Genomic DNA, 13824 nt, shown 5'->3' on the forward strand with positions numbered 1-13824 from the left:
GGCCGTCTTTTCTTTCTGATCTTGGGTCAGAACCATCGAACGCCGTTCGGCACCCATCATGATCTTGTCCTTGGCGGATTCGAAATCCATCATTGCCACGAAACGGCGACCGACACGCGCAGCGGTCAACGCAGCCTCGTTCACGAGGTTCGCCAGATCGGCACCCGAAAAACCGGGTGTCCCACGGGCGATGATCCGCAGATCAACATCAGGGCCAAGCGGTGTTTTGCGCGCATGCACACCCAAGATTTTCTCGCGACCTTTGATGTCGGGGTTGCCAACGCTGACCTGACGGTCAAAACGACCCGGACGCAGCAAAGCTGGGTCCAAAACGTCTTTGCGGTTGGTCGCTGCAATGATGATGACGCCTTCGTTGGCTTCAAAACCGTCCATCTCGACCAGCAGTTGGTTCAACGTCTGTTCGCGTTCGTCATTACCGCCGCCGTAGCCGGCACCGCGGTGGCGACCGACAGCGTCGATTTCGTCGATAAACACAATACAAGGCGCGTTTTTCTTGGCTTGTTCGAACATGTCACGCACACGGGATGCACCGACACCGACGAACATTTCAACAAAGTCGGAACCCGAAATGGTAAAGAACGGCACGCCCGCCTCGCCCGCGATCGCACGCGCCAGCAGGGTTTTACCGGTACCGGGAGGGCCCTCAAGCAACGCGCCTTTGGGGATCTTACCACCAAGACGGCTGAATTTTTGCGGATTGCGCAGGAATTCGACGATCTCTTCCAGCTCTTCTTTGGCTTCATCAATGCCCGCCACGTCGTCAAACGTTACGCGCCCATGCTTTTCGGTCAGCATCTTCGCCTTGGATTTGCCAAAGCCCATCGCGCCGCCTTTGCCGCCGCCCTGCATGCGGTTCATGAAATAAATCCACACCCCGATCAGCAACAGGATTGGCAACAGCGACATCAGGAAGGTCTGGAAACCGGACTGCTGTTGTGGCTCTGCGCGCACGGGCACGTCATTGGCCATCAGCAGGGATGTTACTTCGGCATCCTGCGGCATGATCGTCACATAGTCAGAGCCATCTGCACGGCGAAAGCGCACCTGCTCGCCATCAAGCGTCACATTACGGACATCGCCCGCTTCAACAGCGGTGACAAATTCGGAATAGCTGATTTCACGGCTCTGAAGACCGCCGCCTGAACCGCTGAACAAATTGAACAGTGCCAAAACCAGCAGCATCAGTACGACCCAAAAGGCGAGATTACGCATATTACCCAAAGGAAACTCTCCTAAATCCGGGGGACTGCACCAAGACGATGCGCCCGTTGCCTATAAGATAGAGGCGATGGGCACATGTTCAATGCGTTATGTGGACAGCAAAGAAGGTATCTTTACCGCGTTCGAGCACTGCTTGCCAGTTTTGCGAGGCCCCAGCAAGGGGGGCAGCCACCAGACGCGCGTCCTGCCAGACAGCAGGAGAAGACAAAAGCACACCCCGTGGTAGCCCCAAGTCGCGCCAGTCGGGGCAAAGCATTAGTCCCTCCGGTCCAAGCGCACGCAAGGTTAAGCCGTCTGTTTTGCCGGTGAACTGCACAGGCGGGGTGATACGCCAGCGGCCATCCCAAAGCGTATCAATGTTGCAGGTGATTTCGGACACAGCCTGCAACTCCCTGAAAACCCATAACTTTCCTGAACGATGGCGCAACTCGCACCCCTGCAACGTGGCCGAGGGCGCTGTGGCGAGTGCCGTCATCACATCACCAAGCGCAGCGCTGCGCGGCGCATAATAGGCCCCGTTTACCCACTTCAGCGCGTGGGCGATCAGGCGGCGCCGGATTTCGAACGGCTGCGCATTCAGCCCTGCCACATCAATTTCCACGGCACCTGCGTGCAGCGACACATGATCGCGGGCAATTTGTTGCATTTGATGGGTTAAGGCTTCTTTTGCCCCGGTCATATTTTGCGCCACAACGGTCAAAGCCCCTGCTTCGACGCCGATCCCTTCAAGAATCGCCAAGGCGTTTCGGATTCGCACACGGTCATATCGCGTGTCGTCATTGCTGGGATCATCGGCCCAGTTAATGCCGTTGAGTGTCAGATATTCCTGCAAGGCGGCCCGCCGCGTGTGCAGCAACGGCCTGATCCACATCATGCCATTGCGTTCAAACCGCTGCGGCATCGCGGACAGACCGTCAACGCCGGCGCGCCTTGCCAAGCGCATCAAAAACGTCTCGGCCTGGTCATCGGCGGTGTGGCCAAGGGCGATCACATCAAGCTGCCGCCTGCGGCCCCAGTGAGCCAACAACAGGTACCGCGCCTTGCGTGCCTCGTTTTGCAGGTTGCCGCTGCGGTCCCACCCCTGCCAGTGCAGCACCTCGTGGGACACGCCCAGATTGTGGCAGATATCCCCCACCATTTCGGCTTCGGCAGCGGCTTCGGGCCGCAATCCGTGATCGACGGTGGCGACGTGCAGGGTGCAGGCGTGATCTGTCGCAAAGCCGTGTAAAAGATGCAGCAGCGCCAGTGAATCGCTGCCACCGGATACCGCGACGCCGATCGTTTTCGGGGGATTTTCTCGCAATCCGTCGGCAAGCATACGCGCCAGGTCAGCCACCATCGGATCAGGGATACCAGATCACTGGCAGTTCAGCGCCGTGCGTTCGGCCTGCGCTTGGGCGACATAGGGGCTGGTGGGGAAACGGCTTGCGACTTCGCCCAATGTGACACAGCCTTCTTGGACCTGCCCCAAAGCCCCCAAAGACCGCCCCAATTGGTACAAGGCTTCGGGTGCCACAGGCCCGGCGGGATCGCCACTAAAGCTGGCCAGATAGGCGCGCGCGGCCTCGCGGATGTCGCCAAGACCGCTTAAGGCATCGCCGCGACGCAGATCGGCTTCGGACCCTAGCGGACCGCCGGGGTAGGTCTGATTAAAGGTCGTAAACTGGTCTGCGGCGGTGCGAAAGTCACCGTCAGCGAGCGCCGCCTTCGCCCGCTCAAAATCGGATGCTTCGCCGACAGCAAGTTCGGCAGTGTTGGTGGAAGGGGCAGTTGGCGCAATCGGGGCAGTGTTGGTGGCGGGCATATCCCCGCCCCCCAAGGTTGATGTCGCCCCAAGAGAGCCGACATCGCCACCCTCGAGTTCGACCAGACGGAATTCAAGATCGCCGATCCGGTTGGTCCCATCGGCAACAACGCGGTTCACGCGGTTCTCAAGCTCTTCGGTTTTGGATGTGAGGCGTTGAAGTTCGCTTTCCATTGCGTTGACGCGGTCCAGCACGGACCCGCCCGTGATGTTCACCGCTGCCCCGCCCGTCGTGGATAATTCTCGGCGCAGTTTTTGCACTTCGACATTCAGGATCGTCAGTTCCTGCCGCACGTCGGCCAAGGTCTGCGCATCCTGCGCCTGTGCCGTGACTGGCCCAAAGGCCAGTCCAAGCGCTAACATCACAACAAACCGCATAAAAATCATCCTCAGGTGTTTAGACTTAGCTGGACAGGCCGCCCGCCAAAACCGTCACGGCGCGACGGTTCTTTGCATAACAGGCTTCGGCCGAACATACTTCGATCGGGCGTTCCTTGCCATAGCTGACCACGCGCAAACGGTTGCCCGCAACCCCGCGCGAGATCAAATATTCGCGTGCGGCATTAGCGCGGCGCGCACCAAGGGCAACGTTATATTCGCGCGTCCCCTGTTCGTCCGCATGACCTTCGATGATCGCCTGATAATCGGTGTTGGTGATCAGCCATGTCGCTTGGCCGTCCAGCGTGGCCTGCCCGACAGGGGTCAGGTTGGATTGGTTGACTTCGAACAACACACGATCGCCAACGGCCTGCTGGAAATACGCGGTCGAGGACGGGTCATTCGCGCTGCCGGGGATCATCCCGCCATTTGCGGGTGCCATTGAACCGGCCCCGTTCATGCCATCGGCACCAAAGCGGTCAGGGTTGGTACAGGCGGACACAGCCAGCGCTGCGATCAAAAGTGTACTTGTCAAAATGCGGTTCATAAGCTCGGCCTTTTTGGGATGTGGCATGTGTTCTTGTTAAGATGACGTTAGCACAGCGCCTTGGGCATGGGAATCGCCAAGGCGCTGTCTGTTCTACTGTTGCAGGGGCGACCATGACGGGTCTGACCCGCCTTCCTGTGTACGCACGGGTTTCAGGTTACGCCCCGAAATATCCACGGAATACAACGATGACGACCCGCCCACCCCTTGGGTTTCCCGTGCAAACATGATGACGCGACCGTTGGGGGCCCATGTCGGGCCTTCATCCAGAAACGATGCGGTCAGCAAACGTTCTTCTGAACCGTCCAGACGCATCACGCCGATATGAAAGCGCCCTTTATTCTGCTTGGTGAACGCAACCAGATCGCCGCGTGGCGACCAGACCGGCGTGCCATAGCGGCCTTCGCCAAAGGAAATGCGCTGCGGCTCTCCTCCGTTTGCGGACATGATATACAGCTGTTGCGTGCCGGACCGGTCGCTCTCGAACACGATCCGGCTGCCGTCCGGCGAATAGCTGGGCGCGGTTTCAATCGCGGGGGTATTGGTCAGGCGCGTCGATTGCCCCGTATTGATGTCCATGGTGTAGATGTCGGTATTGCCGCCTTGGGTCAGCGAATAGACCACGGTCTGCCCCGACGGTGAAAACCGCGGTGCAAAGCTCATCGTGCCATCGGCGCTTTCCAAGACGCGGCGCTGCACAGATCCGATGTCCAGCACGTAAATCCGCGGAAAGCCGCTTTCATAGCTGGTGTACAAAATCCGGTCGCCAGTGGGCGAGAAACGCGGGGCCAGCACGATCGACGTACTGTCGGTCAGATACCGCACATTCGCGCCGTCATAATCCATGATCGCCAGTCGCTTTTGGCGGCTATCCTTGGCGCCGGTCTCGGACACATAAACCACGCGACTGTCGAAATAACCGCCTTCGCCGGTGATCCGGGAATAGACGGCATCGGCAACCTTATGGGCCATGCGCCGCCAACCATCGACGGTACCCTGAAATTGTAAACCCGACCCCAGTTCCGCCCCCGAGAACACATCATAAAGCCGGAACTTTACGCTCAGCGTATTGCCCGACACATTCACGGCCCCGGTAACCAGCGCCTGTGCGTTGATCGCCTTCCAGTCGGCATATTGCACCGGCGCGTTAAAATCGCTGACGGTCGAGATAAACGCGCTGGCCGGAATTTCGCGAAACAGCCCCGAGCCCACAAGATCCTCTGACACCACGCGGGCAAGATCAACGGACATCTGTCCCGCCTCGCCGCTTTCGGGCTGAAAACTGGGAACGGCAAAGGGCAAGGGTTCGATCACGCCTTCGGTAATTTCGATCCGCAGGGGGCCTTGCTGGGCCTGCGCAGTGCCCGTGACGGCGCAAACCAGCGCCAGACAGAGGCTCAATACTCGTAAAATCATTTGATGCGCATCCTTTCAGGATTAAAGGTCATCTCAATATTCTGCCATTGGCCAAATTTATCTACAGGAAGCTGATATCCCCGCGCGCCACAGCGGATAATCGCCCGCCTTGCGGCCTCGAACGCCTGATTGGCAGCCGCTTGTGACCCGCCAGAACTGCCGGTCATGGTGATTGACCCGTTTTGCGGCGTGCCATCCTGATTCATCGCGACACTGACCACAACCGTGGTGCTTAGGGCCTCGGACGACAGGGACCCGACGTTCCAACATGACGATACTGCCACCCGCAGCGTTTCCTTTTCCCCGGCTGACAACGGCGGACCCGACGGTGCGGGCGCGGTGGCGGCAGGGGTATTCTGGCTGCTCAACGCTTCGGCCAAGGCCGCCGCTACGGCATCGGTATCCGTCGTTGCGGCAGGTTTGGCAGGCGTTTCAACAGGCTGCGCCGGTTTGGGCTTTTGCGCAGGGGCTTCGGGTTCCGGTTTGGCCGCGACTTGCGGCGCGGGCGGCGTCGGGCGACGCGCAGGCGGGCGCGTTGACTGCGTTGGCGCCGCCTTGGGCGTTTCGGCAGCTTCGGTCACGATTTCGGTTGTCGCTTCTTCGGGGGCAGTGGCTTGCTGCGCCTCTTCGACCACGGTCTCAGCTGGGGCATCCGGCGTCGCGGCCTGCTGCTCTACCACATCGGGGCGGGCTTCGGGGTCGGGCTGGGCCACGGCTTCGGGGGCGACGCGGTCAACCGGACGCGGCACAGGTGTGGGCGCGACTTCGGGGGCCAGCACGGCAACCTCGGCTGGGGGTTCAGGCGATTCCGGTGCCTGATCACTGACAAATGCTGCGGGGGGCGGCGCTTGTTCGGCCACATCTGGTGTCGGATCGGGCGGCGGCATTTCGGTCTGGACCGGTGGCGGCTGTTGGATCGTCTCATCGGGCGTTGCAGCGGGCTGCGGATCTTGCGCAGGCGTTTCGGGCTGTGCGATTTCGGCAGGCTGTTCAGGGGCCACATCGGGGGCCTGAGCGCCCGCAACCATCGCATCAAATTCTGCGGCTGAAATTACAGACACTTCTTGCATCTCAAACGGCTCGGGTTCGGAAGTAAATATACCCCCGAACAGCAAGAAGGCGATAAAACCCAAATGCCCCGCACCAGAAATGTAATGCCCGGTATGCATGGTTATCCGCCTGACGCGCCTGCGCCGTCAAGCTTGGGACCACCGGTTTCCGTGACCAACCCGATGTTGGAAAAACCGCCGCCGTTCAGGGCACCCATCACCTCCATCACCAGCGCATAGGGCACAGACCCGTCAGCGCGCAGGAAAACCCGGTCACTTGCGCGCTCTGCCGCGATGGCCCGCAGCTTGAGGATCAGATCATCGCGCGCGGTCTCGGTCTTTTGGATTTGCACAGTGCCATCCGCCAGCACAGTCACGGTCAGCGGTTCTTCTTGCTCAGAAGGCAGCGCAGTGGCTGCGGTCTTGGGCAGTTCCACCGGCACACCAACCGTCAGCAACGGTGCCGCAACCATAAAGATAATCAACAGCACCAGCATCACATCCACGAACGGCGTGATGTTGATTTCGGCCATCGGCTGTGCGCGGCCCCGACGCCGTCTGCGCCCGCCTCCGCCCTGTTTTTTCATCACACCAGATGCCATGGCTCAGCTGTCCAGCTGGCGGCTGAGGATGGTCGCAAATTCATCGGCAAAGGCCTCGTATCCACCAAGGATACGGTCTGAATCAGCGCTCAACTTGTTATAAAAGATGACGGCGGGGATCGCCGCCAACAGACCAATACCTGTGGCCAGAAGCGCCTCGGCGATACCCGGGGCCACAACGACAAGGCTGGTGTTTTGCTGGGTCGCGATTTCAATAAACGAATGCATGATCCCGAAAACTGTCCCGAACAACCCGACAAAAGGCGCGGTTGATCCGGTCGTCGCCAGCACAGGCAATCCCTTTTGCAGCTTTTCGGCTTCTTTCGCGATGGCTACATCCATTGACCGGTCAATGCGCGCGGTGGCACCGGGGATCAGGCCGCCGTCTTCGCGGTGCGACCGACGCCATTCTGTCATGCCAGCCGCAAATATCTTGTCGGCGGCACCGTCCGGGTCAGGTCCGATTGAATCGTACAATCCGTCAAGCGGCTCCCCCGACCAGAATGCCTGGTCAAAGCGTTCCGCCTCGGCCTTGGCACGGCGGTACTGCAAGATCTTTTGCACAATAATCGACCAAGACCAAAAGGACGCCACGATCAGACTGATCATCACAAGTTTCACGGTGAATGTCGCGCGTATGAATAGACCCAAGAGCGAGAAATCAATCTCACTCGCCGCGGCCAGCGTTTGTGCTTCCATCAGTACTGCTCTTTTGTTGCGCCCTAGTGGGGGCTGTTCCGCCTCAACGGCCCTGTTTTCCAAGGCGCTATTTGACCCAATCTTAGCCGAGTGCAATATTGATTGCTAGGTATATGGCGTCAATCTGCCGCCCGGACAGGGATTGAGCGGAGTTTCGCTGGCAATCGGCAGGGTTTACCGGCTGAATTGATGCACACAATCGTGACAACAGCCTGAAACAACAGTTGATCGCCGCGCATGACATCTTGGCGCATGACCATCCGCGCAGGTGAAATTGACGTGGGCCAGGTACGCACCTCAAGCAGATCATCAAACACCGCAGGCATCAGGTAATCGGCCTCGACCCGGCGCACGGCAAAGACAACGCCGTCAGATTTCATCTCAAGCTGGTCAATGCCGATTTCGCGGACCCAATCGCTGCGCGCACGTTCAATATAGCGCAGATAGTTGGCGTAGTAGACGATCCCGGCCATGTCGGTATCTTCGTAATACACGCGGATCGGCAAGCAATGGGTCATTGGGGTTTGTCCAGCCGCGCGAATAGACGCAATGCATGGGATGCATCTTGGGCCGCATCTGGCAAAACCGGATCATAGGCCGCGCGCAAAAGCCCCGCGATATCGGGCCGTAATATGGTCGTTCCCTCGGCCACAGCCAAAGGCGACTGTTCTTTGAACGCCCGATCAGACCACAGCAAAAACGACTGAACGATCTGGCTGAGCGCCAAGGTTTGCGTTGGCACAGCACTTAGGTGCTGATCCATCCGCAGAAATACAAAACACGCCTTGATCGCCCCCGCCTCATCGAAACGGAACAAGCGGTACTGATTTGCCTCGACGGCTTGTAGCTTTTGCACCAGCGGTCCCAGATCCGGAACCAACCGGTCCAGCCCCGGCACCTCTGGCAGCTCCGACCATTCCTTAAAGAAAAACACCATAAAATTGCTGCCCAACTCCGGGTCCGTCTCAGCCATCTGATGGCCCGCCAAATGGCAAACAGCTTCCAAGGCCCCCTTGATGACCGACAAGGTGGCATCATCTACGCCGAAAACCACCGGAGACAACGGCCGCCCCCAGCGTGCAAACAGGAAATTTCCGTCCTCTCTTGTGAACAACGCTTCGATTTCTTGTGGTGTCATCGCATCTTCCAAATGGTCTAAAATCCTCGCCGAAGGCTCCGTCGCTTCAGCCAAACAAATCGGTCAGCGGCTTTGGCGGTGCCATCCCCAAATGCGTCCAGGCCTTTTGCGCCAACATCCGCCCGCGCGGGGTACGCTGGATCAGGCCTTGTTGCAAAAGAAACGGCTCAATCACCTCCTCCAACGCGTCGCGCGATTCAGATAGGGCCGCCGACATCGTTTCAATCCCCACAGGGCCTCCTTGGTAATTCTCGGCGATCATCCGCAGATAGCGCCGGTCCGCACCATCAAGCCCCAGGTAATCCACGCCAAGCCGCGTCAGGGCCATGTCGGCCAATTCACGCGTCACGCGGCCATCGCCTTCGACCACCGCGAAATCTACAACGCGGCGCAGCAATCGCCCCGCGATGCGCGGTGTGCCGCGGGCACGTTTGGCGATCTCGCGGGCACCGCCTTCGTCTGCGGGGGCCCCCAGTTTGCGGGCGTTGCGGTCGACGATGATGAACAACTCATCCTCGGTGTAAAACTGCAACCGCGTCGGGATGCCAAAGCGGTCGCGCAGCGGCGTGGTCAAAAGACCCATGCGCGTGGTGGCCCCGACAAGCGTGAAGGGCTGCAATTCAATCCGGACCGTGCGCGCGGCAGGGCCTTCGCCGATCACCAGATCAAGCTCGAAATCTTCCAACGCAGGATACAGCACTTCTTCGACCGCAGGGTTCAGCCGGTGGATTTCGTCGATGAACAACACATCGCGCGCTTCGAGATTGGTCAAGATCGCGGCCAGATCGCCCGCTTTGGCCAACACGGGGCCCGATGTCATGCGAAAGCCCACGCCGAGTTCACGCGCCATAATCTGCGCCAGCGTGGTTTTCCCCAACCCCGGAGGGCCATGGAACAGCGTGTGATCCATCGCCTCGCCGCGCTGCTTGGCCGACTGGATGAACACCTTGAGGTTCGACCGCGCCTCGGCCTGCCCTACGAATTCATCTAGCATCTGAGGACGCAATGCACGGTCGAAATCACCGGGCATCGGGTCGGGCCGCAAGGTTGGGTCACTTTCGATCATGCATTATCCAAGGCTTGTGGGCGCAAGACGCGCCGTTGCCGACACTCTACCCTTTGGGGGCCAGAAGTTTCAACGCCGCGCGGATCAGCGTCGGCGTGTCTGCGTCGGGTATGTCTGCCGCAGCCTGCGCCACCGCACCCGCCGCATCGCCCGGGCCATAGCCCAGATTGCCAAGCGCCGACAAAGCCTCTGATTGGGCGGATTGATTGGGGGCTGGCGCAGGCCGGCGTTTCGGCTCTGGCGTTTCGATCACCTGAACGGCTTCGACGTCGCCATGGGCTTCGGCCAGCGTCTGGGTCATCGCCATTACACCGGGGGCCTTGTCCTTGAGGTCGAGAACGACCCGTTGCGCGATCTTGGGGCCGACGCCCTTGGCCACCTTAACCGCGTTCCAATCCCCCAATGCAATCGCGCGGCTGACCCCGTCCGGCCCAAGTGCACCCAAGATGGCCAGCGATGCCTTGGCCCCGACCCCTTGGACCGAGGTCAACAAGCGGTGCCATTCTTTCTCGGCCAATGTTTGAAACCCGAACAATTGCATCAGGTCTTCGCGGACCACCAGATCGGTGAACAGCGCCACTGCCTCGCCCACGCCGGGCAATGCTGCCAAGGTTCGGTCGGAACAATAGACAAGGTATCCGACACCGCGCACGTCAATCAGGACATGATCAGGGGCACGGTAGTCGATACGACCTGTAATCTTGCCGATCATGCGATAGCCCTCGCGACTGCTTGCGCCAACGTGCTGGCCCCGCCGTGATGGGCGTGACAGATCGCGATCGCCAGCGCGTCGGCCGCGTCTGGCCCCGCGATTTCAGCCCCCGGCAATTGCATTTTCACCATATGAAGCACCTGCCCCTTATCCGCGTGGCCCACGCCAACGACGGTTTTCTTTACTGTATTGGGAGCATATTCACCGATGACCAGCCCCGCCTGTGCAGGAACCAGCATTGCAATGCCCCGCGCCTGACCCAGTTTCAGCGTCCCCGCCCCGTCTTTGTTCACAAAGGTCTGTTCAACCGCGGCGGAGCGCGGTTGATAGGTCATGATGATCCGCGTCAACTGGCCATGCAGCGACAACAGCCGCGACCCCAGATCGGGCCCTTCGGACACGCAAACACCATTTGCAACATGACTGAGTCGGCTTCCGGCCACATCAATAATGCCCCAGCCCATATTGCGCAGCCCCGGATCAATGCCGATTACCCTTATCATATGCTTGAATACCTCAAATTTTTTGTTTTTTCAGGGTTAGCACGAAACGCGAACATCCACCAAGTTTTTTGCGTGCTGCCTTGGAAAGGCCACATTTCACCAACGACACGCATCGAATGACGCGAAAACGACGCCTTGGCGCGGCCAAACGGCAGCCACGGGTGCCTTATTATTGCCAGATTTCAAAACGGCCTTTGCGGTAATGCTGCCATGCAGCAAACGCAGGTCAGGGATGCACGCGTGGGTGTTGTACGGAGTTTTCAATCTGCCTAGTTCATGGGCACAACGCCGGATCGTCCGGCTTAATTTTTTTTGAAGGATGGCTCCAATGGCTGTTTTCCACACGACCCCTACGACCTATGGCACAGCGGCTGCCGTTAACCGCTTTTTCTCGCACCTTGGCGACATCGCTGGCAATGTCATTGCCTGGAATGATGCACGCGTAACACGCAACGCATTGTCTTCGCTGTCAGACCGCGAGTTGGACGATATCGGCCTTGTGCGCGGTGATATCGACAAAGTCGCATTGAACCACTTCATCCGTTAACCCCTGATGGGCAGACGACGCCGCACGGGCGTTCACCGGACTAAAAAATAAGCCACGCTGCCCATCGGTCAGCGTGGCTTTCTTTTTTGAAAAGTGCTGCCTAAAATGACTTGGCATCATTTTGACACCAGATACTCCCGTAAATGGATCAGCCGCGAAAAATGGGGCCGACCTTTGTCGAAATCGCCTTTGTGACCGGGTCAATTCCAAGCACCCAAGCACCTGCCTGTTCGATGACCGTGCCGCTTTGCAGCTTGCCCAGTCTGATCTGATACGTGCCCGGCCCTATGGACGACAGGACCAACGCCTTAAATATAAAAAACAAGATCCCAAGAAACAATAATGTTTTAAATGGAACGGCGATGGAGCGCTTTGCAGGTCGTGCAATGACCAAACCGTCAGCGCGGACCGTCGTATAATAGCCGTTCGCCATCAATACGTTCTTACGATTCAAGTCGGCGACACGTTTTCCAAAATTTTGGTGTGTTTCAACCATGGTAGCCTCAAAATGCTTAAGGCCCCCACCTCTTGCACTCATATAATACAGCATAACCCCACCTATCGCTAACAATTTGCATCGAATTGAGGCGTCAACGGGTAAGGAATTAGGGCATTTTTTGGACAGTTAACGTTGTCCAGTCACCAATCATCTCTCTGTGAAGCAGATTGATGCCAGATTGTGCATAAACGGCAATAACATCGTCAGCCTGCTCATTCAGGATGCCAGACAGAATCGCTTTGCCCTGCGGGGCCAGCGCCTCGGCCATGTCGGGGGCCAAGGCCACCAATGGTCCTTTGAGGATATTGGCAAAAATCAGATCAAAGGGTGCCTTTGCGGCAAGATCAGGATGGTCAAAGCCAGCTGCCTCGACGCAGATCAACCGGTCCGACAACCCGTTCGCCGCCGCATTGACCCGCGCCACGTCAACCGCCACCTCGTCAATGTCACTTGCCAACACCGGATTTGGCCAGATGCGCGCAGCGGCCATCGCCAGTACTGCCGTGCCACAGCCGATGTCAGCCACGTTCTGTCCGACCATCCCGTCATTGGCCAAGCGGTCCAGCGCGCGCAAACAGCCCAGCGTGGTGCCATGGTGTCCGGTGCCAAAGGCCATTGCGGCCTCGATCAGCAAGGGTTCACAATCGGCAGGAACCTTGTCGGCGTCATGACTGCCATAGACAAAGAACCGCCCGGCCGCGACCGGGGACAGTTCGCGGCGGACATGCGCAACCCAATCGGTTTCAGGCAATTCCGACACGACGAAAGGCTTCGCCCCCATCGCTGCGGCCAGCACAGCCAAGGCAGTCTCGTCGGGGGCCTCTTCGAAATAGCCGCCAACTTCCCACAGGCCAGATCCGTCTTCCATCTCGAAAACGCCAACACCTGTTGGCTCCGGTACCAGATTCTCCATTGCGTCGCCCAATGCATAGGCGGGCTTGCGTCCCTCAAGGGTGGTCAGGGCGGTGAATGTGGTCATGTTGCTCTCCGAAAAGGGTTCAAACGGCGCGTAAGGTTGCAGGCCCGCCCCGTCAAGGGCTGGCTACTGCGCAGCGACCGCCAAGCGGACCGCGAATATCGTCTCATGGCCCGGTGCGGGGTGGCGCGGTATCATCATCGCCAGCGCCAGCGATACGCCCGCCATCCCGGCGGCCAGAAAGAATACCGCAGCAGGCGATATCAACCACAGCAATCCCAAACCGACCGGCAGGAAAACAGCGGCAATATGGTTGATCGTAAAGGCAACAGCCGCCGTCGGCGCGATGTCGCGCGGGTCGGCGATTTTCTGGAAATAGGTCTTTAACGCCAGCGCGAGCGCGAAAAACATGTGGTCCAGAACATATAACGTCGCAGCGACGACAACGCCCCACCCCAGATAATACACACCACCATATGCAAGGAACACGATGATAAGGCCGATATACTCGAACCCCAAAGTGCGCCTTTCGCCGAAATAGCTGACAGCGCGCCCCATCAAAGGGGCAAAGATCATGTTGGCAATCAAGTTGACCAAAAACAACAGCGTGATCTCGTGGACGTCAAAGCCAAAGCGTTCAACCATCATGAACCCGGCAAAAACGACAAAAATCTGCCGCCGCGCGCCCGACATAAATTGCAGCGCA

The 13824-nt window shown here is 58.8% G+C and carries 16 protein-coding genes and 1 pseudogene; 1 reads left to right on the plus strand and 16 read right to left on the minus strand.

Features of this window, described 5'->3' with window-relative positions:
- The 13 genes from ftsH to ruvC all read right to left on the minus strand — a co-directional run.
- Positions 1-1233: ATP-dependent zinc metalloprotease FtsH (gene ftsH / locus ABYT07_RS13775; protein ID WP_372992528.1), on the minus strand; the 1233-nt coding region annotated here is incomplete at its 3' end.
- Positions 1234-1321: 88 nt separating this feature from the next.
- Entirely contained in the window at positions 1322-2581 is a 1260-nt protein-coding gene (tilS, locus tag ABYT07_RS13780) for a tRNA lysidine(34) synthetase TilS (RefSeq protein WP_372992498.1), read from the minus strand.
- 18 nt (positions 2582-2599) lie between these two features.
- Complete coding sequence (gene ybgF / locus ABYT07_RS13785) at positions 2600-3424, minus strand: tol-pal system protein YbgF (RefSeq protein WP_372992500.1); 825 nt, start codon at positions 3422-3424, stop codon at positions 2600-2602.
- A 25-nt stretch (positions 3425-3449) separates the two neighbouring features.
- Positions 3450-3971, minus strand: coding sequence for a peptidoglycan-associated lipoprotein Pal (gene pal, locus ABYT07_RS13790; protein WP_372992502.1), 522 nt, complete (start codon positions 3969-3971; stop codon positions 3450-3452).
- Positions 3972-4064: 93 nt separating this feature from the next.
- Positions 4065-5387 carry a Tol-Pal system beta propeller repeat protein TolB gene (tolB, locus tag ABYT07_RS13795; protein WP_372992504.1) on the minus strand — a complete coding sequence of 441 codons (1323 nt, stop codon included), beginning with the start codon at positions 5385-5387 and terminating at the stop codon, positions 4065-4067.
- Positions 5384-6556, minus strand: a complete 1173-nt coding sequence (locus ABYT07_RS13800) for an energy transducer TonB (RefSeq protein WP_372992506.1) — start codon at positions 6554-6556, stop codon at positions 5384-5386. The genes tolB and ABYT07_RS13800 overlap by 4 nt, the downstream gene beginning before the upstream one ends.
- A gap of 2 nt (positions 6557-6558) precedes the next feature.
- A complete protein-coding gene (tolR, locus tag ABYT07_RS13805) occupies positions 6559-7038 on the minus strand; it encodes a protein TolR (protein WP_372992508.1) in 480 nt (159 codons plus the stop codon).
- A gap of 3 nt (positions 7039-7041) precedes the next feature.
- Complete coding sequence (gene tolQ, locus ABYT07_RS13810) at positions 7042-7737, minus strand: protein TolQ (protein ID WP_372992510.1); 696 nt, start codon at positions 7735-7737, stop codon at positions 7042-7044.
- A gap of 119 nt (positions 7738-7856) precedes the next feature.
- Positions 7857-8255: a tol-pal system-associated acyl-CoA thioesterase gene (ybgC, locus tag ABYT07_RS13815; RefSeq protein WP_372992512.1), complete on the minus strand. Its 399-nt coding sequence runs from the start codon at positions 8253-8255 to the stop codon at positions 7857-7859.
- Positions 8252-8875: a hypothetical protein gene (locus ABYT07_RS13820; RefSeq protein WP_372992514.1), complete on the minus strand. Its 624-nt coding sequence runs from the start codon at positions 8873-8875 to the stop codon at positions 8252-8254. Before ABYT07_RS13820 ends, ybgC begins: the two co-directional genes overlap by 4 nt.
- Positions 8876-8921: 46 nt before the next feature.
- Complete coding sequence (gene ruvB / locus ABYT07_RS13825) at positions 8922-9941, minus strand: Holliday junction branch migration DNA helicase RuvB (RefSeq protein ID WP_372992516.1); 1020 nt, start codon at positions 9939-9941, stop codon at positions 8922-8924.
- A gap of 46 nt (positions 9942-9987) precedes the next feature.
- The gene (gene ruvA, locus ABYT07_RS13830) at positions 9988-10653 is read right to left on the minus strand and encodes a Holliday junction branch migration protein RuvA (RefSeq protein ID WP_372992518.1); all 666 of its coding nucleotides are present in this window, start codon (positions 10651-10653) and stop codon (positions 9988-9990) included.
- Entirely contained in the window at positions 10650-11156 is a 507-nt protein-coding gene (gene ruvC, locus ABYT07_RS13835) for a crossover junction endodeoxyribonuclease RuvC (RefSeq protein ID WP_372992520.1), read from the minus strand. The genes ruvA and ruvC overlap by 4 nt, the downstream gene beginning before the upstream one ends.
- 328 nt (positions 11157-11484) lie before the next feature.
- Here ruvC and ABYT07_RS13840 point away from each other — a divergent pair, with 328 nt between their 5' ends.
- Positions 11485-11703, plus strand: coding sequence for a DUF1127 domain-containing protein (locus ABYT07_RS13840; protein WP_372992522.1), 219 nt, complete (start codon positions 11485-11487; stop codon positions 11701-11703).
- Between the two features lie 148 nt (positions 11704-11851).
- Here ABYT07_RS13840 and ABYT07_RS13845 read toward each other — a convergent pair whose 3' ends face one another.
- The 3 genes and pseudogenes from ABYT07_RS13845 to ABYT07_RS13855 form a co-directional block, all read right to left on the minus strand.
- Entirely contained in the window at positions 11852-12253 is a 402-nt protein-coding gene (locus ABYT07_RS13845; RefSeq protein ID WP_372992524.1) for a hypothetical protein, read from the minus strand.
- Between the two features lie 55 nt (positions 12254-12308).
- The gene (locus ABYT07_RS13850) at positions 12309-13181 is read right to left on the minus strand and encodes a 50S ribosomal protein L11 methyltransferase (protein ID WP_372992526.1); all 873 of its coding nucleotides are present in this window, start codon (positions 13179-13181) and stop codon (positions 12309-12311) included.
- Between the two features lie 63 nt (positions 13182-13244).
- A pseudogene (locus ABYT07_RS13855) lies at positions 13245-13824 on the minus strand (MFS transporter); the annotation flags it as partial.

This window comes from Sulfitobacter sp. (assembly GCF_041552635.1).
Taxonomy (GTDB): domain Bacteria; phylum Pseudomonadota; class Alphaproteobacteria; order Rhodobacterales; family Rhodobacteraceae; genus Sulfitobacter.

What these genes read in the sequence shown, in the direction of transcription:
- tilS (WP_372992498.1), bottom strand. Translation starts at nt 2,581, where the DNA reads ATGGTGGCTGACCTGGCGCGTATGCTTGCCGACGGATTGCGAGAAAAT.
- ybgF (WP_372992500.1), bottom strand. Translation starts at nt 3,424, where the DNA reads ATGCGGTTTGTTGTGATGTTAGCGCTTGGACTGGCCTTTGGGCCAGTC.
- pal (WP_372992502.1), bottom strand. Translation starts at nt 3,971, where the DNA reads ATGAACCGCATTTTGACAAGTACACTTTTGATCGCAGCGCTGGCTGTG.
- tolB (WP_372992504.1), bottom strand. Translation starts at nt 5,387, where the DNA reads ATGATTTTACGAGTATTGAGCCTCTGTCTGGCGCTGGTTTGCGCCGTC.
- ABYT07_RS13800 (WP_372992506.1), bottom strand. Translation starts at nt 6,556, where the DNA reads ATGCATACCGGGCATTACATTTCTGGTGCGGGGCATTTGGGTTTTATC.
- tolR (WP_372992508.1), bottom strand. Translation starts at nt 7,038, where the DNA reads ATGGCATCTGGTGTGATGAAAAAACAGGGCGGAGGCGGGCGCAGACGG.
- tolQ (WP_372992510.1), bottom strand. Translation starts at nt 7,737, where the DNA reads ATGGAAGCACAAACGCTGGCCGCGGCGAGTGAGATTGATTTCTCGCTC.
- ybgC (WP_372992512.1), bottom strand. Translation starts at nt 8,255, where the DNA reads ATGACCCATTGCTTGCCGATCCGCGTGTATTACGAAGATACCGACATG.
- ABYT07_RS13820 (WP_372992514.1), bottom strand. Translation starts at nt 8,875, where the DNA reads ATGACACCACAAGAAATCGAAGCGTTGTTCACAAGAGAGGACGGAAAT.
- ruvB (WP_372992516.1), bottom strand. Translation starts at nt 9,941, where the DNA reads ATGATCGAAAGTGACCCAACCTTGCGGCCCGACCCGATGCCCGGTGAT.
- ruvA (WP_372992518.1), bottom strand. Translation starts at nt 10,653, where the DNA reads ATGATCGGCAAGATTACAGGTCGTATCGACTACCGTGCCCCTGATCAT.
- ruvC (WP_372992520.1), bottom strand. Translation starts at nt 11,156, where the DNA reads ATGATAAGGGTAATCGGCATTGATCCGGGGCTGCGCAATATGGGCTGG.
- ABYT07_RS13840 (WP_372992522.1), top strand. Translation starts at nt 11,485, where the DNA reads ATGGCTGTTTTCCACACGACCCCTACGACCTATGGCACAGCGGCTGCC.
- ABYT07_RS13845 (WP_372992524.1), bottom strand. Translation starts at nt 12,253, where the DNA reads ATGCTGTATTATATGAGTGCAAGAGGTGGGGGCCTTAAGCATTTTGAG.
- ABYT07_RS13850 (WP_372992526.1), bottom strand. Translation starts at nt 13,181, where the DNA reads ATGACCACATTCACCGCCCTGACCACCCTTGAGGGACGCAAGCCCGCC.